The sequence below is a fragment of the Streptomyces sp. NPDC051677 genome (genome assembly GCF_044453465.1).
GTDB lineage: Bacteria > Actinomycetota > Actinomycetes > Streptomycetales > Streptomycetaceae > Streptomyces.
Genome location: NZ_JBITCT010000024.1, coordinates 112498 through 130755, shown reverse-complemented (window position 1 = coordinate 130755; position 18258 = coordinate 112498). Strand labels below are relative to the sequence as shown.

Below are 18258 nucleotides of genomic sequence, written 5' to 3'. Positions count from 1 at the left end.
CACCGATGATTCTGCTCCGTCGCCTGCTGGGTGACGTGCTGCGTCGGCAGCGCCAGCGCCAGGGCCGTACTCTGCGCGAAGTCTCCTCGTCCGCCCGAGTCTCACTCGGCTATCTCTCCGAGGTGGAGCGGGGGCAGAAGGAGGCTTCCTCCGAACTGCTCTCCGCCATCTGCGACGCGCTGGACGTACGGATGTCCGAGCTCATGCGGGAAGTGAGCGACGAGCTCGCTCTCGCCGAGCTGGCCCAGTCTGCAGCGGCAACCCCCAGCGAGCCTGTGCCCACGTCGGTTCGTCCGATGCTGGGTTCCGTGTCGGTGACCGGTGTGCCACCGGAGCGGGTGACCATCAAGGCGCCCGCCGAGGCGGTGGACGTGGTCGCCGCGTGAGATTCACGCGCGGGGGCGTGTGAAGCCACGCAGGCACCTGTAGGCACGCAGGCAGGAAAGTGTGAGGCCCCGGCCGGGGCTTCTCCGGGGAGACCCGGGGGAGCGCGGTCGGGGTTTTTCGCGTCCGTTTGCCGGTGTCGGGCGCCGAGGTCATGGTGGAGGGGCGCGGGGGAGCCGCGGACGCGTGTGAGCTGCGGACGCGTGTGAGCCGTGGGGAGCCATGGATGCCATGGACGCCATGGGGGCCGACCACCGGAGGTACGGATGTACGTCGTGAAGAGTCCCCTGTCCGATGCCGACCTGAAGACCGTCTCCGAGGCACTGCAGGGCGCGCTCGTGGACCTGGTCGACCTGTCACTCGTCGCCAAACAGGTCCACTGGAACGTCGTGGGGCCTCGCTTCCGGTCCGTGCACCTTCAGCTCGACGAGGTCGTGGACGTGGCCCGTGCCCACTCCGACACGGTGGCGGAGCGGGCCTCGGCGCTGGGCGTCTCGCCGGACGGGCGGGCGGCGACGGTGGCGGCGGGCAGCGGGATCGGTGCGGTGTCGGACGGCTGGGTCAAGGACACCGACGCGGTCGGGACGCTGGTCGCCGCGCTGGGCGCGGTCATCACCCGGATGCGGGAACGGGTGGCGGCCACGGGTGATCCGGATCCAGTGAGCCAGGACATCTTCATCGGGATCACCGCGGACCTGGAGAAGCATCACTGGATGTTCCAGGCGGAGAACGCGTGAGACGCCTATGAGACGCCTGAGGCGTGTGAGACGGCGGGCAGGGGCACTTCGGGTGGTGTGGTTGGCGTGACGGCCACGGCGGGGCGGACAGTGGGACGAGGGGCCGTTCTGGGGCTCGCGCTGGGACTGGGTGCGGTCTGGTGGTGGGCCGTGGTGAGGCTCGTCGTGGCGCGCGACGCCGGGGTGCTGGAGGGGGCGGTGGCCGCCGGAGGGTGGGGGCTGAGCCTGCTGCCGGTGCACTGCGTGGCCAAAGCGCGGGCGGCGGGGGCCCTCGTGGAGGGACGGTGGAGGAGCGCCTGGCGAGGGGTGGGGGAGGACGGGAGGCGCAGGCCCGTAGGCGGCGGAGAGGCGGCGGGCGGCCGTGCTTCAGGGCCGGGGCGAGGTCGTCAAGGGTGCTGAGGGGCTGTCGGCCGGCCGGGAAACGGGCATGGGCAGGTCGCAGGAGACGCGGTTACGGCTACCACGGCATGGCCACTCCGCCGTTCGGGCGGAGGATCTGGCCCGTGGTGAACGACGAGGCGTCCGAGGCCAGGTGGAGGACGGCGTGGGCGATGTCCTCGGGTTCGCCGACCCGGCCCAGGGGTGACATACGCGACATGAGCGCCTCGGTGTGCGCCTGTGCGCCGGCGTCGTGGCGGTCGGTCATGGGGGTGCGGATCCAGCCCGGGGCGACGGCGTTGACGCGGATGCCGTACTGGCCGACCTCGGTGGCGAGCGTCTTCGTCAACTGGACCACGGCCGCCTTGGCGACGCCGTAGCAGAGCAGCCCGGGGCCGCCGGTGTCCACGGCGCCCGAGGCCATGGTGACGATGCTGCCGCCGCTGTCGCGCGCCAGCATCAGGCGGGCCGCCTCCTGGCAGGCGTACAGCACGCCCTTGAAGTTGACGGCCAGGACCCGGTCCAGGTCCTCCTCGCGGGTCTCCAGGACCGGGCTGCTGTGCATGATCCCGGCGACCGCCGCCATGACGTCCAGCCGCTCGCAGGACTCGACGGCCTGCCGGACCTGGACGCGGTCGGTGACGTCGAGGTGGTGCGTGCGCGCGGTTCCGCCCTGGTCCTTGATCAAAGTCGCCGTCTCGTGCAGGCCCTGCGCGTCGCGGTCCGCGCCGTGCACGGTGGCGCCCGCCTGGGCGAGCAGTACGGCGCAGGCCCGGCCGATGCCGCTGGCGGCGCCGGTGACGAATGCGGTGCGTCCGGTGAGGTCGTACGCCTTCACGGCCATGAAAGGACGGTACGAGGAGTTCTGACGGTCCGTCAATTAGTCGACGGTCAGCGGGTGGTGCGGGGGCGGACGCGGTGTGTCGGTGGGGATCCCGGGACGGGGGCGGGGCCCGTTTGGCAGGTGGGACACCAGTAGGTCGGGCGGTCGCGGGAACCGTCGCCCTGGTCGGCCACGCGCACCGGTGTGCCACAGCGCAGACACGGGCGGGGGCGCGGCCGTACACGAACAGGTCCTGGCCGCGGCGGCCCGTCGTGCTGCGGACCGGGCGGTCGCGGTTGGTCTCCAGCAGTCTCTTCGCGAGGGCGGGCAGTTTCGCGGCGCGGTCCGCGGGGAGCGCGCCGACGGGGAGCCACGGGGTGGCGCCGAGGAGGAAGCAGAGTTCGCTCTTGTAGACGTTGCCGATGCCGGCGAGATTGCGCTGGTCGAGGAGGGCCTCGCCGAGGGGACGGGCGGGGTCCGTGAGGAGGTTGGCGAGGGCGCGCTCGGGGTTCCAGTCGGGGCCCAGCAGGTCGGGGCCGAGATGGCCGACGGCTCGTTGTTCGTCGCTGGTGCGCAGGAGGTCGAGGACGGGGAGGCGGTAGCCGACGGCGGTGCGGTCGTGGGTGCCGAGGATCACCCGGATCTGGTGCGCGGGGCCGCCCGTCCAGCGCTGGTCGTTCGCGTACACCTTCCAGGAGCCGTCCATCCGCAGATGCGAGTGCAGCGTCAGGCCGCCTTCGATGCGGGTGAGGAGGTGTTTGCCGCGTGGGGTGACGTCCAGGACGCTGCGGCCGGTGAGGTCGACGGTCGCGTACTTGGGCACCCGGAGGTCGGAGCGGGTCAGCGTCTTGCCGGCGAGGGCGTCGTGCAGTCGCCTCGCGGCCTGCCAGACCGTGTCACCTTCGGGCATGGGTCAAGGGTGACATGCGGGGCGGAGACAGTGCGGCGGGGCGATGGGACAAGCGGTTTGTCGTCATGCGCGCAGTCGTAGGCCCCGTGGGGTTGCGATGAAGCCCGCTCCTTCCAGGAGGGCGCCGATGGGGGAGGTGAGGGCCGAGGCGCCGTTGACGCGCTCCACCGTGACCGTGCCGAGAGAGCCCGCGCGCGCCGCCTCGGCGAGGGCCTCGGCGGCGGCGTGCAGGCGGGGGTCGTGGGCGGGGGTGTCCTCGCCGTCCGGGGTGGAGGGCCAGGCCAGCAGGGTCTTGCCGCCACGCTCCATGTAGAGCGTCAGCTCGCCGTCGACGAGCACCACCAGGGAGCCGGCCTTGCGGCCCGGTTTGTGCCCGGCGGCGCTCGGCGGCTCGGGCCAGCCCAGGGCTGCGCCGTACGCGTTCGCCGGGTCGGCGGCGGCGAGGACGACGGCGCGGGAGGCCCGGGACGCGGTGCGGTGGGGGCTGCGGCCGCGGCCATGGGCCTGGGCGTGGCCGCGGTCGGGGTTGCCGGGGAAGTCTGAGCCGTTGGGGAAGCCGCCACCCCCTCGGGGGCCGCCGGCGCCCGGGGAGGCGAAGTCCCGAGGGGAGACGTACTCACCCGGCGCGGCGGGGGCATTCGGGGCGTCGAAGGGGGACGAGAACGCGGTGTCGATGTCGGGGAGGTCCCACGCGTCGTCGGACGGGAGGCCGTCGGGGAAGGCGAAGTCGTCCGGCGTGCCCGCGCCCGTGGTCGTGGCGGTGTTCGGGCCGGGCAGGGGCTCGCCGCGGTCCCGGGCGGCAGCTACCGCGCGCAGGCGGTCCACGGCGCCGTCCATGGCGAACTGTGCGGCGCCGAGGCCTTCGACGACATAGCCGCGTCGGGCCTGGCCGCTCTCCTCGAAGACCGACAGGATGCGGTACGTCGCCGAGAAGCCGCCCTCGACGCCCTCGGCGGCGACCGCGCCCCGGGTCACCACGCCGTGCCGGTCGAGGAGCGTGCGAGCGAGGGCGTGCGCGCGGACGGTGGGGTCGGGCTCGTGGCCGGGGAGGAGCGACCAGCGGCCTGCGACGGTCGGCGGGCCGCTGCGGGAGGCGGGGCGCGCCGCGGCCGTCAGCGAACCGTAGCGTCCGCGCGGGACGGTGCGCCTGGCGCGGTGGGCCGTGGAGCCAGCCGTGCGGCCCGAGCCCAGCAAGGAGCGCATGGGGGCGAGGGTGTCGTTGGTGAGCCGGCCGGACCAGGCCAGGTCCCAGACGGCGTCGGCGAGCTGGGGGTCGGTGGCGTCGGGGTGGGTGGTGGCGCGGACCTGGTCGGCGATCTGGCGGAAGAACAGGCCGTAGCCCCCGGAGAGGGCGTCCAGGACGGACTGATGCAGTGCCGTCAGCTCCAGCGGGTGGGGCGGGGGCAGCAGCAGAGGCGCCGCGTCCGCCACGTACAGGGAGACCCAGCCGTCCTTGCCGGGGAGGGCGCCCGCTCCGGCCCAGACCACCTCTCCGGCCGCGGTGAGCTCGTCGAGCATCGCCGGGGTGTAGTCACGTACCCGGGACGGCAGGACGAGCTTCTCCAGGGCCGAGGCGGGAACGGAGGCGCCCTGGAGTTGCTCGACGGCGCGCACCAGGCCGTCGATGCCGCGCAGGGAGTGACCCGCGCCGATGTGTTGCCACTGGGGCAGGAACTGGGCGAGCGCGGGCGGCGGGACCGGCTCCAGTTCGTGCCGCAGGGCGGCCAGCGAGCGGCGGCGCAACCTGCGCAGGACCGTGGCGTCGCACCACTCCTGGCCCATGCCGGCCGGATGGAACTCGCCCTGGACGACGCGCCCGCTCGCCGCGAGCCGCTGCAGGGCGCCCTCCGTCACCGCCACGCCGAGGCCGAAGCGGGCGGCCGCGGTGGTGGAGGTGAACGGGCCGTGGGTGCGGGCGTGGCGTGCGAGGAGGTCGCCGAGGGGATCCTTCACCGGCTCCGTGAACGCTTCCGGCACGCCCACCGGCAATGCCGTGCCGAGTGCGTCGCGCAGCCGGCCCGCGTCCTCGATCGCGGCCCAGTGGTCGGCGCCCGCGATACGCACCCGGATCGCGCGGCGGGCGGCGGCCAACTCCCGCGCCCAGTGCGGTTCGGCGCCCCGCTCGGCCAGCTCGGCGTCGGTGAGCGGGCCGAGGACGCGCAGGACGTCCGCGACGCCTTCGGTGTCCTCGACCCGGCGGTCCTCGGTCAGCCACTGGAGTTCCCGTTCCAGTTCGGTGAGGACGTCGGCGTCGAGCAGTTCGCGCAGCTCCGCCTGGCCGAGCAGCTCGGCCAGCAGACGGGAGTCGAGGGAGAGGGCGGCGGCGCGGCGCTCGGCGAGCGGGGAGTCCCCCTCGTAGAGGAACTGCGCGACGTAGCCGAACAGGAGGGAGCGCGCGAAGGGGGACGGCTCCGGGGTGGTGACCTCGACCAGGCGCACCTTGCGGGCCTCCAGGTCGCCCATCAGCTCCACGAGCCCGGGGACGTCGAAGACGTCCTGGAGGCACTCGCGGACCGCTTCCAGGACGATCGGGAACGAACCGAACTCGCTCGCCACCTGGAGCAGTTGGGCGGCGCGCTGGCGCTGCTGCCACAGCGGGGTCCGCTTGCCGGGGTTGCGGCGCGGCAGCAGCAGCGCGCGGGCGGCGCACTCGCGGAAGCGGGCCGCGAACAGAGCCGAGCCGCCGACCTGGTCGGTGACGATCTGGTCGACCTCGCTCTTGTCGAAGACGACGTCCGCCGCGCCGACGGGCGCCTGTTCGGCGTCATACTCCGTGCCGGCCTTCATCGGCTCCTGGTCGAGGAGGTCCAGGCCCATGAGGTCGGCGTCGGGCAGCCGCAGGACGATGCCGTCGTCGGCGTGCATCACCTGGGCGTCCATGCCGTAGCGCTCGGAGAGCTTGGCGCCCAGGGCCAGAGCCCACGGGGCGTGCACCTGGGCGCCGAAGGGCGAGTGGACGACGACCCGCCAGTCGCCCAGCTCGTCGCGGAAGCGCTCGACGACGATCGTGCGGTCGTCCGGGACATGGCCGCAGGCCTGGCGCTGTTCGTCCAGGTAGGACAGCACGTTGTCGGCCGCCCACGCGTCCAGACCCGCGGTGAGCAGGCGGAGCCGGGCGTCCTCCTTGGGCAGGGAGCCGACCTCGCGCAGGAACGCGCCCACCGCGCGGCCGAGTTCGAGGGGGCGGCCCAGCTGGTCGCCCTTCCAGAAGGGCAGCCGACCCGGGACGCCCGGGGCGGGGGAGACCAGGACGCGGTCGCGGGTGATGTCCTCGATGCGCCAGGAGCTGGTGCCGAGCGTGAAGACGTCGCCGACGCGCGACTCGTAGACCATCTCCTCGTCGAGTTCGCCGACCCGGCCGCCGCCCTTCTTGGGGTCCGCGCCGGCGAGGAAGACGCCGAAGAGGCCGCGGTCCGGGATCGTGCCGCCGGAGGTGACGGCGAGGCGCTGGGCGCCCGGGCGGCCGGTGATCGTGCCGGCGACCCGGTCCCACACCACGCGCGGACGCAGCTCGGCGAACGCGTCGGACGGGTAGCGGCCCGCGAGCATGTCCAGGACGGCCGTGAACGCGGACTCGGGGAGGGAGGCGAAGGGAGCGGCCCGGCGGACCGTGGCCAGCAGGTCGTCCACCTGCCACGTGTCCAGCGCCGTCATGGCGACGAGCTGCTGGGCGAGGACGTCCAGCGGATTGGCGGGCACCCTGAGGGACTCGATCGAGCCGGTGCGCATCCGCTCGGTGACCACCGCCGCCTGGACGAGGTCGCCGCGGTACTTGGGGAACACGACGCCCGTGGACACCGCGCCCACCTGGTGTCCCGCGCGGCCGACGCGCTGGAGGCCAGAGGCCACCGAGGGCGGGGACTCGACCTGGACCACCAGGTCGACGGCGCCCATGTCGATGCCCAGTTCGAGGCTCGAGGTGGCGACCACCGCGGGCAGACGGCCCGCCTTGAGGTCCTCCTCCACCAGGGCGCGCTGCTCCTTGGAGACCGAGCCGTGGTGGGCGCGCGCGATGACGGGCGGGGCGCCCTGGGCCGCGCCCGAGCCGCCCATCAGCTCGGCGGGGGCGTGATGCTCGTCCAGCGGCTCGCCGGTGGGCCGCTCGTAGGCGATCTCGTTCAGGCGGTTGCACAGACGCTCGGCCAGGCGGCGGGAGTTGGCGAAGACGATCGTGGAACGGTGCGCCTGGACCAGATCCGTGATGCGCTCTTCGACGTGCGGCCAGATCGACGGGCGCTCCGCACCCTCGGAGCCGTCGGCGACCGGGGAACCGCCCAGCTCGCCCAGATCCTCCACGGGGACGACGACCGAGAGGTCGAACTCCTTGCCGGACTTCGGCTGGACGATCTCCACCTTGCGGTGCGGGGACAGGTAGCGGGCGACCTCGTCGACCGGGCGGACCGTCGCCGAGAGGCCGATGCGGCGGGCCGGCTTCGGCAGCAGTTCGTCGAGCCGCTCCAGGGTGAGCGCGAGGTGTGCGCCGCGCTTGGTGCCGGCGACCGCGTGCACCTCGTCCAGGATCACCGTCTCGATGCCGGTCAACGCGTCGCGCGTGGCCGACGTCAGCATCAGGAACAGGGACTCGGGGGTCGTGATCAGGATGTCCGGCGGGCGCGTGGACAGCGCGCGGCGCTCGGCGGGCGGGGTGTCGCCCGAGCGGATGCCGACCTTGACCTCCGGCTCGGGCAGGCCGAGGCGCACGGACTCCTGACGGATACCGGTCAGGGGGCTGCGCAGGTTGCGCTCCACGTCGACCGCGAGGGCCTTGAGAGGGGAGACGTACAGGACGCGGCAGCGCTTCTTCGGGTCCGCGGGCGGGGGCGTCGAGGCCAGCTGGTCCAGGGCGGCGAGGAAGGCGGCCAGGGTCTTGCCGGAGCCGGTCGGGGCGACCACCAGCACGTCCGCGCCCTCGCCGATGGCCTGCCACGCGCCCGCCTGGGCCGCGGTGGGCGCGGAGAACGCCCCCGTGAACCAGCCGCGGGTCGCGGGGGAGAAGCCGTCGAGCGCTCGGTGCGCGGAGCTGACCATGCGTCCATCCTGCACCCCGCCACTGACAATGGCCCTGACCTGCAGGTCTGGGGGAGTTCTCTGGGGGAGTTCCCGCGGGGCGTACCAGCGGATCGCAAGAACGTACACAGACGGGAGCGCCCCGGTCGGCCCGGTAAGGGGCCGCGGTGCCCTGATCGGCTTCGCCGTCACCGGGGTGTGCCGCTACGCGCTGTGGAACCTCACCACGCTGCTGGATCCGTGGGTGCCGTGGGCGCCGAGGCCATCGGGGACATGGACGCGTGGGGTTCGACACGGCCGGACCCGCCGTCTGCCTGGTGCTGCTCGCGCCCATGCCGACGACCACCGCCGAGCGGGCCGGCGCCGGGCTCGGGGTGCTGCTGGGGCCCGGCCTGCTGCCCGTTCTGCCCGCCGGAGTGCCCGCTCTGGCGGCCGCGCTCGCCGCGCCTGCCGTCCTGTACGTCGAAGGCCGGCGCGCGGCCGGTCGGAGCGACGCGGGCGGGGGAGAGCGTTGAACCCCTGGTTCGCGATCGGTGCGACCGCCCTTGGCTGCTACGTCGTCGGGCTCGCCGGACTGCTCGTCCCCACGGGTCCTCCTGAGCGGCCCCCTGGTCAGACGGTTCGCCGCCCTGCTTCCCGTCGCCCCTGCTCGCCGCCCCCACGGCGCAGCAGACCTTCGCCGACGGACAAACGCGCTCGTGCTGGACGCGAGGGCCGCGGGTCTGACCGCGGCCCTCGTCGCCGTCCCGCTGCGGGCTTCCTTCCTACTGGTCGTCGCGGTCGCCATAGCGGTGACGGCGGGGGTGCGGGCCGTGAGCGGGTGAGGGGGTGGGTGGAGGCCGGAAAGTGCTTGCAGGTCTTGTGCGGGGGCCGTGGGCGGTCCGGGTCAGCCGATGGTGCGGCCGTAGGCCCTCAGGGTGCGCAGCGCCTCGATCGTCACCATGGGACGTGCCTCCAGGGCGGTGCCGGGCGCCCAGCGACGCCATCGGATCGGCCAGCCGCCGTCCTTGTCCTGCGCGTCGGCGAGATGGTCCAGGCAGCGTGTCATCTCGTCGTCGGTGAACCACGCGCGCGCGAGCGAGTGCGGCGTTCGCGCGAAGTCGTACGGGAAGTGGTGCTCGCCCGGCGCGTAGCCGGGCGCGACCGGGTACGCGTCCAGGTGGTCCGGGTCCAGCGCGGCGAGCCGCTGCGCGCGCACCAGGCGGCCCAGACGGTCGGCGGCCGCCTCCGCGCGCGGGCGGTCGGGAGCGTAGTCCAGGAAGGCCACCGCGGCCTCGACCTCGTACGGATGGGACCGCTCCAGGGAGTCCACCGCCTGCCAACAGAAGTCGGTGGCCCTGAACAGCCAGGCGTGCCACACCTCGTTGCGGTGCAGCAGCCCCACCACCGGCCCCGTGGACAGCAGTTCGCTGGGCGGGTCGTCGACGATCGGGATGAAGGGGGCCGCCGGGTAGCCGCGCTGGCTGGGATGGATCGCCGGCAGCGCGCCGTCGGAGGTGGAGACGGACGTGAGATAACGGCACACCCGCTCCACACGCCGGCCGCCGAGGCACCCGATGGCGTCCAGGACGCGCAACGCGCGCACGGTGTGCAGGGGCTGGCTGACAGGGCCGCGCAGATCGGGCTCCAGCGCGTGGCCGTATCCGCCGTCCTCGTTGCGGTAGGCGTCGAGAGCGGTCTCGACGGGGTCGGCGGAGCCGTGGAGGAAGTCGTGCGCGAAGAGCCGCTGCTCCAGCACGCGCGCGGTGAGCCACACGAAGTGCTCGGCGCGGAAGAGCGGGGAGTGCGCCGGGGGCGTCGGGGGGAGTGGGGATGCTCCAGTTTCGGCCATGGTCAGACCGTAGGGCGGAAAGCGGTCTCGGCAGGCGGTCCCGGCAGGGGGCCCCCCGGGCGCGGGATACTGGTGTCATGCGGTTGACGGTCTTCTGGCAGCGGATGGACGAGCACTTCGGCGCGGGGTACGCCGACACCTTCGCGCGCGATCATGTGATGGCGGAACTCGACGGACGCACGGTGCACGAGGCGCTGGCGCACGGCTGGGAAGCCAAGGACGTGTGGCGCGTGGTGTGCGCGGTGATGAACGTTCCGCAGGAGATGCGCTGATCCGTCACGAAGATCGCAGGCGGCTGTCCGGTTGTCGGTGGCGTAGGCGAGACTTGGTCCGTGGCACCCACTGACGAGACCGGGCAGGTCGCCCGGCACGCATCCCCGCTCGGCACGACGCCGCCCACCGGGCCGCCCCCGGCCGACGGCGGTGCCGCCCGGGGTGCCCGCATGCCGGGCTGGCTTCCGCGCGCCATGGTGCTCGCGCTCGCTCTCGTCGCGGCGTTCCAACTGGGCACCTGGGCCTTCCACCAGCTCATCGGCCTGCTGCTCAACATCCTGATCGCGTTCTTCCTGGCCCTCGCCATAGAACCCGCGGTCAGCCGGATGGCTGCCCGCGGGATGCGCAGGGGGCTCGCCACCTTCCTGGTCTTCTTCGGCCTGCTGATCGTGGTCGCCGGCTTCTTCACGCTCCTCGGCTCGATGCTCGCGGGACAGATCATCAAGATGATCGAGGGCTTCCCGGAGTACCTCGACTCCGTGATCAACTGGGTCAACACCACGTTCCACACCGACCTCAGGCGCGTGGACATCCAGGAGGGGCTGCTTCACTCCGACTGGCTGAGGAAGTACGCCCAGAACAGCGCCGCCGGCGTGCTGGATGTCTCCACGCAGGTCCTCGGCGGCCTCTTCCGGCTGCTGACGATCGCCCTGTTCTCGTTCTACTTCGCCGCCGACGGCCCCCGCCTGCGTCGCGGACTGTGCTCCGTCCTGCCGCCGGCCAAGCAGGCAGAGGTGCTGCGCGCGTGGGAGATCGCCGTCGACAAGACCGGCGGATACCTGTACTCCCGCGGGCTGATGGCGTTGATCTCCGGCGTGGCGCACTACGTACTGTTGGAGGCCCTCGGCATTCCCTACGCGCCCGTGCTCGCCGTCTGGGTGGGCGTGGTCTCGCAGTTCATCCCGACCATCGGCACGTATCTCGCCGGTGCCCTGCCCATGCTGATCGCCTTCACCGTCTCGCCCCTGTACGCCCTGTGGGTGCTGATCTTCGTCGTGGTCTACCAGCAGTTCGAGAACTACATGCTGCAGCCCAAGCTGACCGCGAAGACCGTCGACATCCACCCCGCCGTAGCCTTCGGCTCGGTCATTGCCGGCACCGCCCTCCTGGGCGCCGTCGGCGCGCTGATCGCCATTCCGGCGGTCGCCACGCTCCAGGCGTTCCTGGGCGCCTACGTGAAGCGCTACGACGTCACCGACGATCCCCGCGTCCACGGTCACCGGGGCCGTGGCGAGGGGCCCGGACCGCTCACCCGCGTGCGGTCGCTGTGGGCGCGCATACGGGACCGGGCGGGCAGCGGATCGCGAGAGGGGACCGGCTGACGGCGGGAGCGGGCGTCAGTACGTGAGGACCGCCCACACCCCGGCCGCGGCGACCGCGGCCCCGTAACACCCAACAGCGGCGGCCACGATCCGCCACCGTACGGCCTCGCTCCAAGGCGTGCGGGACAGCAGCCAGGCCAGCGCGGGCAGCACCAGAACGGCGTGCAGGCTGACCCCGTGCAGGGGCTTCAGCGGCGCCGTCGAGTGGTACGCAGCCTCTTGGTGCCCCGTGCGGGTGAGCACCACACCGCGCGCGATCATCGCCGCCCCCGAGGCGAGCGCGACCAGAAGGATTGCGAAACCGGCGCGCACCGCGAGGGACATCCCGGCCGGGCCCGTCGGCCGACGCCGGAAGGACGCCACGGCGAACGCGGTGAGCAGCACCACGAGGACGCCGCCACCCACCGCGAGCATCATCGACACCGCCGTGTCGAAGGGCGTCTCCATGTTCAGATGCGAGGGCGCCTTCCGCCACGCCTGGAGGGTGATGCCCCCGACCTCCACGACGCAGTCGGCGGCGAACACCCCGAGCAGCGCGGTCCGCAACCGCGGTCCGACGCGCACGTACGACGTGACCCAGGTGATCGCGATCAGCGTCACCCCGAAGGACAGTCCGAACGTCACGGGCTTGCGCCAGGAGACGGGACCGTCCCAGGGGCCGCCGTCGACGGCGAACACCGCCAGGTGGGCGAGGCCGGAGAGGATCAGCAGGAGCGCCGTCGCCCCGTAGAGGCGGTACAGCCGAGGGCTCGGACGTCCGGGTTCGGGTGCGCGGCGGGGCGTCGTGGTCGTGTGCTCGTGCATGCACCGAGGGTCTCGGCTGCGTCGTGCGCCGTCGTCGTCCGGCCGAAGACATCCGCCGTACGCCCGGCGAAGTAGCCGTGAGCGCGGGCCGTGAACGTAGCCTCGGAAGGGCCGCGTGGTGCGCTTGACACAAAAATCGAACATCCATTCTTATGAAGGCTCTGGTGAGGCTCCGGTGGAGCTCCTTGCGGGGATTTCGTCCCGATTGGGGCGGATAAGCGCCTGAGTTATCCACAGGCCGGACCGGCGTCGGGGCGCATTGTCAGTGGCAGGCGTTAGCGTCTTTGACGTGAAGCGATCGACTCAAGCAAATCGGGTGGAACCCATGGCAGGAACCGACCGCGAGAAGGCTCTTGATGCCGCACTCGCACAGATTGAACGGCAGTTCGGCAAGGGCGCCGTGATGCGCCTCGGCGAGCGGCCGAACGAGCCCATCGAGGTCATCCCCACCGGGTCGACCGCACTCGACGTCGCCCTCGGTGTCGGCGGCCTGCCGCGCGGCCGCGTGGTGGAGGTGTACGGCCCGGAGTCCTCCGGTAAGACGACACTGACGCTGCACGCCGTGGCGAACGCGCAGAAGGCGGGCGGCCAGGTCGCCTTCGTGGACGCGGAGCACGCCCTCGACCCCGAGTACGCGAAGAAGCTCGGCGTCGACATCGACAACCTGATCCTCTCCCAGCCCGACAACGGCGAGCAGGCCCTGGAGATCGTGGACATGCTGGTCCGCTCCGGCGCCCTCGACCTGATCGTCATCGACTCGGTCGCCGCGCTCGTCCCGCGCGCGGAGATCGAGGGCGAGATGGGCGACAGTCACGTCGGTCTGCAGGCCCGTCTGATGAGCCAGGCGCTGCGGAAGATCACCAGCGCGCTCAACCAGTCCAAGACCACCGCGATCTTCATCAACCAGCTCCGCGAGAAGATCGGTGTGATGTTCGGCTCCCCGGAGACCACGACCGGTGGCCGGGCGCTCAAGTTCTACGCCTCGGTGCGGCTCGACATCCGTCGCATCGAGACGCTGAAGGACGGCACCGACGCGGTCGGCAACCGCACCCGCGTCAAGGTCGTCAAGAACAAGGTCGCGCCGCCCTTCAAGCAGGCCGAGTTCGACATCCTCTACGGCCAGGGCATCAGCCGCGAGGGCGGCCTGATCGACATGGGCGTGGAGAACGGCTTCGTCCGCAAGGCGGGCGCCTGGTACACGTACGAGGGCGACCAGCTCGGCCAGGGCAAGGAGAACGCCCGCAACTTCCTGAAGGACAACCCCGACCTCGCCAACGAGATCGAGAAGAAGATCAAGGAGAAGCTGGGCGTCGGAGTGCGTCCGGAGGAGCCTGCCGCCGAGCCGGGCGCGGACGCCGCGGTGACCGCGGGCACGCCTGTGGACGACCCCGCCAAGGCAGGTCCGGCTCCCGCCGCCAAGACCGCCAAGACCAAGGCCGCGGCTGCCAAGAGCTGATCCGTGACGCGACGAACGGACTGGGCCGAGTACGTCCACCCCGACACCCCCCGGGGGGCGGGGGGCGGGGCCGACGGCGGCCCTGCCCAAGGCGGCGACGGCTGGTCGGACAGTTGGTCGGACGGTGGCTCGTACCGGCCTGAGGGGCCGGAGGGCGAAGCCGGTGAGGCCCGCCCCCGTGGCGGCCGGGCGCGACGCGGTGGCGAGGGCGGTCCACGTGGCGGGCGTGGGCGCCGTCGGCGCGGCTTCGGAGAACCGTCCGCCGAGGACGGAGGCGCCCCCTCCTCGTCGAGGGCCGAGCAGGGGGAGCCTTCAGGGGACCCGGCTGAGCGGGCACGGGCGATCTGCCTGCGCCTGCTCACCGGGACCCCGCGCACACACAAGCAACTCGCCGACGCCCTGCGCAAACGAGAGATCCCGGACGACGTGGCAGAGGAGGTGCTCTCGCGGTTCGAAGAGGTCGGGCTGATCAACGACAGCGCCTTCGCGGACGCCTGGGTCGAGTCACGGCATCACGGCCGGGGACTGGCCCGGCGCGCGCTCGCGCAGGAACTGCGTACCAAGGGGGTCGACTCGGCGCTGATCGAGGACGCCGTCGCCCAGCTCGACTCCGAGCAGGAAGAGGAGACGGCGCGCGAACTCGTCGCCCGCAAGTTGCGCGCGACCCGCGGCCTCGACCGCGACAAACGGCTGCGCCGCCTCGCCGGCATGCTCGCGCGCAAGGGCTACCCCGAGGGCATGGCCCTACGGGTGGTCCGGCAGGCGCTGGAGGAGGAAGGCGAGGACACGGAGTTCATGGAGGGGGACGGGGACTGAGCCCATTGAAGGGCAAGCGGGGGGCGGGGCGGGAGGGGGGAGGGGAGGGGGAGGGGGAGGGGGGAACTGGTGGCCGCACCGACCTCCCCGCCGAGGGGCGGTAGGGATAACCCCCCACTGAGGACGCCGGACCACCGCAGTGCACAGGCATCTGTGCACAGGCGACTGTGTACGCATGTCCCAGGAACCCGGTGTTGACGAACCCTCGGAAGCGGAACCCGAGAGGCCGCCAGAGCCGAAGAACCCGCCCGTGGCCCCCGCGACCCCGGTCGAACTCGGCGACCTCGCCGCGCTCAAGGCGCTGGCCCAGCCACGCCGTCAGCGCATGCTCGAACATCTCACCCTGCACGGCCCGGCCACCTCGGCGACTCTCGCCCGAGCCCTCGGCCTGAACACCGGAGCCACCAGCTACCACCTGCGTGAGCTGGCCCGGTACGGCTTCGTCGAGGAGACGGCCGAGGCCGGGCGCGCGGAGCTGTCCACGCACCGGGAGCGCTGGTGGCGGGCGGTACCCGGCGACCTCCGGTTCCCGCCGCGCAGCCGTCAGAGTCCCGAACTGCGGCATGTCATGGACGAGCTGAACCACCATGCCTACGCGGCTGACCTGGACCTCTTCGAGCGGCTCCAGCGGGACGCGGACGACGGCGACCCGTGGGCGGACGCGTTCCCCTACTCGCGGGGCACCATCCGGCTCACCCTGCCCGAACTCCGGGAGTTCTTCGAGGAGTACATCGCCCTCCTCAACCGCTACAAGCGATCCGACTCCGAGACCCTGCCGGGCGCACGCACCCTGCTCACCCGCTTCCTGGCTTTCCCCGCCCCCGCGAGAGAGACGGATCCGTCATGATGCTGCGCTACGCCCTGAAGACCGTCCGCGCCCGCAAAGCAGGCTTTCTGGGCGCCTTCCTCGCGCTGTTGTGCGCGGCCGCCCTCATCACCGCGTGCGGCACGCTCCTGGAGACGGGGCTGCGAGGCTCCATCCGTACCGAGCGCTATGCCGCCGCCCCGGTCGTGGTCTCCGCCGACCAGAACGTCCACCAGACGACCGTCAAGCACAAGAAGGGCAAGACGAAGGTCAAGCACAAGGCCAAACCCATCGCCGAACGTGCCTGGCTCCCGGCCGACCTGGAGCGCAGGCTCGTCTCCGCACCCGGTGTCGCTCGCGTGATCCCCGAACTCACCTTCCTCGCCGAGCCGTTGACACCCGACGGCAGCCCGGCCGCCGACGGCAGGCCCGCCTACGGGCATGCCTGGGAGTCCGCGGTGTTGACGCCGTACCGGCTCACGGCGGGCGCCGCTCCCGCAGCCGCCACCGATGTCGTCGTCGACGGAGACCTCGCCGCACGCGCCCGCCTCGCACCCGGCGACCGGCTCACCGTCCAGTCGACGCAGGCCCCGCGCACCTACCGCGTCTCCGGTATCGCCGCCCCCGCCACCGCCGTACGCCACCAGAGCGCCCTCTTCTTCTCGGCCGCTGAGGCCCGTCGGCTGGCCGCACACCCAGGTCAGGTCACCGCGTTCGGCGTGCTCCCGAAGACGGGCATCGGGCCGGGCCCGCTCCGGCAGTCCGTGGCCACGGCGCTGCACGGCACCGCCGCCCAGGTCAGCGCAGGCGACGACCGAGGACCCGTCGAGTTCCTGGACGCCGCCGCGGCCCGCACCAAGCTGATCAGCATGGGCGGAGCGATGGGCGGCACCTCGCTGCTCGTGGCGGTCCTCGTGGTCGTCGGGACCTTCGCTCTCTCGGTCCAGCAGCGCGAACGCGAACTGGCCCTGTTGCGTGCCGTCGCCGCGACTTCCGGGCAGATCCGCCGGCTCCTCGGGCGGGAGGCTCTGATCGTCGCGCTGGCCGCGGGCACGGCCGGCGCTCTGCTGGGGCTTCCGCTGGGGGCCTGGCTCCATGGCAGGTTCGTCGCCCTGGGCGCCGTGCCCGCCACGCTCCAGCACACCGTGAGCGTCTTCCCGCCGCTCGTCGCCGTCGCCGCGACGCTGTTCGGCGCCTGGGCCTCCGCACGCATCGCCTCTCGCCGGGTGGCCCGGATCCGTCCGGCCGAGGCGCTCGCCGAGGCCCGCACCGAACGGACCCGGCCCGCCTGGGGGCGTCTTTTCGCAGGCGTGCTGCTGCTCGCCGGTGGCGCCGTCCTCGTGGCCCTGCTCAGTGTCCTGCGGACCGAGCCCGCTTCGACGCCCGTGACGTTCCTCGCCGTCGTCGTGCTGTCCACCTCCGTCGCTCTCCTCGGACCGCTGCTGGTCAAGGCGGCCGCTGTTCTCCTGGCCGGTCCGCTGCGGCTGATCGGTCCCGGTGGTCGGCTCGCCACTGCCAACCTTCGTGGCAATGCCGTCCGCATGGCCTCCGTCGTCACTCCTCTCACTCTGCTCATCGGCATGACCTGCACGGTGCTGTTCGTGCAGCCCACCCTCGGCGACGCGGCCCGCGCCCAGGCCCGCGACGGCGTCCGCGCCGACTGGGTCGTCGCCTCCCACGGGCCCGGCGTCCCGGGCGACGTGGCACGACGGCTCCGGGCGCAGGACGACGTCGTCACCGAAGTGGTCCGTACGACCGTCCGGGTCGGTCTCGACAAGTACGCGGCCCAGGGCGTCACTCCGGCCGGGCTCGCCCGCACCTGGGACCCGGACGTCACCGCCGGCTCCCTCGGCGAACTCGCCGAGGACACCGTCGCCGTCAGCGAACTGGCCGCGGACCAGCTCCACTTGACGCCCGGCAGCATCCTGAAGCTCACGCTCGGCGACGGCACGCCCGCCGTGTTCACCGTCGCCGCCGTCTACGCCAGGGGCCTCGGCTTCGGAGACCTCACCTTCGCGCACGACCTGGTCGCCCGCCACGTCGACAACCCGCTCTCCTCCTCCCTCCTCGTGACCACGGCCCGTACACAGACACAACTCTCGACTACGCTGCGTGAGTTCCCGGGACTCGCGGTGATTTCCCCCGCCACGGCCGACTCGCTGCAGGCCGAGCGGCAGCAGGCGAGCGCCGAGGTCAACTTCCTGGCCATGGGGCTCGTCCTGGCGTTCACCGCCATCGCCGTGGTCAACACGCTCGCCATGTCGGTCTCCGAACGCGTCCGGGAGTTCGCACTGCTGCGCCTCGCGGGGGCGACCCGTCGTCAGGTGCTGCGCATGCTGCGCACCGAGGCCCTGTCGGTTCTCCTCCTCGCCGCGGCCCTCGGCACTGCGGTCGCCCTGGCCGTCCTGACCGCGTTCAGCATCGGCATGACCGGCCGGGCGGCCCCGGCGGTGGTACCGCTCGTGTACGCCACGGTGGTCGCGGGAGCCGGGCTCCTCGCGCTCGTCGCCACCGCCCTGCCGGGACGGGTGGCGCTCAGGGTCCGCGCGGTGACGGTGGCGACGGCCAAGGAATGACCCCGGCTACCGAGTTTCATTCGTGGTGCATTGGGCTTCAGCCTGGTGGTGAAGCGAATCTCGTGATTGCGGCGCGGAGCGTCGCGGTGTCGTTCCGGCGGAGCCGGACGCTGCGGTCATAGGGGTGAGGCGGGGA

At 72.6% G+C, this 18258-nt stretch carries 12 protein-coding genes and 3 pseudogenes; 10 read left to right on the top strand and 5 right to left on the bottom strand.

Annotated features, from left to right (window positions below):
• Positions 1 to 5 precede the first annotated feature (5 nt).
• Positions 6 to 386: a helix-turn-helix domain-containing protein gene (locus tag ACIBAF_RS26945; protein WP_015657463.1), complete on the top strand. Its 381-nt coding sequence runs from the start codon at positions 6 to 8 to the stop codon at positions 384 to 386.
• A 264-nt stretch (positions 387 to 650) separates the two neighbouring features.
• Positions 651 to 1121 (top strand): Dps family protein, encoded by a 471-nt coding sequence (locus ACIBAF_RS26940; protein ID WP_079659111.1) that lies wholly within the window; start codon positions 651 to 653, stop codon positions 1119 to 1121.
• Between the two features lie 457 nt (positions 1122 to 1578).
• Here ACIBAF_RS26940 and ACIBAF_RS26935 read toward each other — a convergent pair whose 3' ends face one another.
• The 3 genes and pseudogenes from ACIBAF_RS26935 to ACIBAF_RS26925 all read right to left on the bottom strand — a co-directional run bounded on the left by ACIBAF_RS26935 (position 1579) and on the right by ACIBAF_RS26925 (position 8260).
• Positions 1579 to 2343 (bottom strand): SDR family NAD(P)-dependent oxidoreductase, encoded by a 765-nt coding sequence (locus ACIBAF_RS26935; protein ID WP_399466352.1) that lies wholly within the window; start codon positions 2341 to 2343, stop codon positions 1579 to 1581.
• A gap of 47 nt (positions 2344 to 2390) precedes the next feature.
• A pseudogene (locus tag ACIBAF_RS26930) lies at positions 2391 to 3232 on the bottom strand (Fpg/Nei family DNA glycosylase).
• Between the two features lie 63 nt (positions 3233 to 3295).
• Positions 3296 to 8260 (bottom strand): ATP-dependent helicase, encoded by a 4965-nt coding sequence (locus tag ACIBAF_RS26925; RefSeq protein WP_399466351.1) that lies wholly within the window; start codon positions 8258 to 8260, stop codon positions 3296 to 3298.
• A 142-nt stretch (positions 8261 to 8402) separates the two neighbouring features.
• Between ACIBAF_RS26925 and ACIBAF_RS26920 the strand changes: the two are divergent.
• Both ACIBAF_RS26920 and ACIBAF_RS26915 read left to right on the top strand, forming a co-directional pair.
• Positions 8403 to 8754 (top strand): annotated as a pseudogene (locus ACIBAF_RS26920) (branched-chain amino acid ABC transporter permease); the annotation flags it as partial.
• Positions 8751 to 9063, top strand: a pseudogene (locus tag ACIBAF_RS26915) (AzlD domain-containing protein). The pseudogenes ACIBAF_RS26920 and ACIBAF_RS26915, both read left to right, overlap by 4 nt.
• A 62-nt stretch (positions 9064 to 9125) precedes the next feature.
• On the opposite strand, the gene ACIBAF_RS26910 reads toward ACIBAF_RS26915, so the two are convergent.
• Entirely contained in the window at positions 9126 to 10070 is a 945-nt protein-coding gene (locus tag ACIBAF_RS26910) for a hypothetical protein (protein WP_399466349.1), read from the bottom strand.
• 77 nt (positions 10071 to 10147) lie between these two features.
• Here ACIBAF_RS26910 and ACIBAF_RS26905 point away from each other — a divergent pair, with 77 nt between their 5' ends.
• Together ACIBAF_RS26905 and ACIBAF_RS26900 are read left to right on the top strand one after the other, a co-directional pair.
• Positions 10148 to 10342 carry a DUF3046 domain-containing protein gene (locus tag ACIBAF_RS26905; protein WP_399466348.1) on the top strand — a complete coding sequence of 65 codons (195 nt, stop codon included), beginning with the start codon at positions 10148 to 10150 and terminating at the stop codon, positions 10340 to 10342.
• 60 nt (positions 10343 to 10402) lie between these two features.
• Positions 10403 to 11665 carry an AI-2E family transporter gene (locus tag ACIBAF_RS26900; protein ID WP_399466347.1) on the top strand — a complete coding sequence of 421 codons (1263 nt, stop codon included), beginning with the start codon at positions 10403 to 10405 and terminating at the stop codon, positions 11663 to 11665.
• A 15-nt stretch (positions 11666 to 11680) separates the two neighbouring features.
• Here the strand turns inward: ACIBAF_RS26900 and ACIBAF_RS26895 are convergent, their stop codons facing one another.
• On the bottom strand, positions 11681 to 12469 hold the full coding sequence (locus ACIBAF_RS26895; protein WP_399466346.1) for a hypothetical protein: 789 nt from the start codon (positions 12467 to 12469) through the stop codon (positions 11681 to 11683).
• Positions 12470 to 12794: 325 nt separating this feature from the next.
• On the opposite strand from ACIBAF_RS26895, the gene recA reads away from it, so the two are divergent.
• The 4 genes from recA (at position 12795) to ACIBAF_RS26875 (ending at position 18122) form a co-directional block, all read left to right on the top strand.
• Positions 12795 to 13925, top strand: coding sequence for a recombinase RecA (gene recA, locus ACIBAF_RS26890; RefSeq protein ID WP_399466345.1), 1131 nt, complete (start codon positions 12795 to 12797; stop codon positions 13923 to 13925).
• 3 nt (positions 13926 to 13928) lie between these two features.
• On the top strand, positions 13929 to 14741 hold the full coding sequence (gene recX, locus ACIBAF_RS26885) for a recombination regulator RecX (protein WP_399466344.1): 813 nt from the start codon (positions 13929 to 13931) through the stop codon (positions 14739 to 14741).
• Between the two features lie 250 nt (positions 14742 to 14991).
• On the top strand, positions 14992 to 15588 hold the full coding sequence (locus ACIBAF_RS26880) for an ArsR/SmtB family transcription factor (RefSeq protein ID WP_399466342.1): 597 nt from the start codon (positions 14992 to 14994) through the stop codon (positions 15586 to 15588).
• The gene (locus ACIBAF_RS26875) at positions 15585 to 18122 is read left to right on the top strand and encodes an ABC transporter permease (RefSeq protein ID WP_399466340.1); all 2538 of its coding nucleotides are present in this window, start codon (positions 15585 to 15587) and stop codon (positions 18120 to 18122) included. The genes ACIBAF_RS26880 and ACIBAF_RS26875 overlap by 4 nt, the downstream gene beginning before the upstream one ends.
• Positions 18123 to 18258: the final 136 nt, after the last annotated feature.

Bases quoted from the DNA above. Each gene is read 5' to 3' on its own strand.
- ACIBAF_RS26910 (WP_399466349.1), bottom strand. From the start codon at position 10,070: ATGGCCGAAACTGGAGCATCCCCACTCCCCCCGACGCCCCCGGCGCAC.
- ACIBAF_RS26945 (WP_015657463.1), top strand. From the start codon at position 6: ATGATTCTGCTCCGTCGCCTGCTGGGTGACGTGCTGCGTCGGCAGCGC.
- ACIBAF_RS26905 (WP_399466348.1), top strand. From the start codon at position 10,148: ATGCGGTTGACGGTCTTCTGGCAGCGGATGGACGAGCACTTCGGCGCG.
- ACIBAF_RS26895 (WP_399466346.1), bottom strand. From the start codon at position 12,469: ATGCACGAGCACACGACCACGACGCCCCGCCGCGCACCCGAACCCGGA.
- recA (WP_399466345.1), top strand. From the start codon at position 12,795: ATGGCAGGAACCGACCGCGAGAAGGCTCTTGATGCCGCACTCGCACAG.
- ACIBAF_RS26875 (WP_399466340.1), top strand. From the start codon at position 15,585: ATGATGCTGCGCTACGCCCTGAAGACCGTCCGCGCCCGCAAAGCAGGC.
- ACIBAF_RS26935 (WP_399466352.1), bottom strand. From the start codon at position 2,343: ATGGCCGTGAAGGCGTACGACCTCACCGGACGCACCGCATTCGTCACC.
- ACIBAF_RS26925 (WP_399466351.1), bottom strand. From the start codon at position 8,260: ATGGTCAGCTCCGCGCACCGAGCGCTCGACGGCTTCTCCCCCGCGACC.
- ACIBAF_RS26940 (WP_079659111.1), top strand. From the start codon at position 651: ATGTACGTCGTGAAGAGTCCCCTGTCCGATGCCGACCTGAAGACCGTC.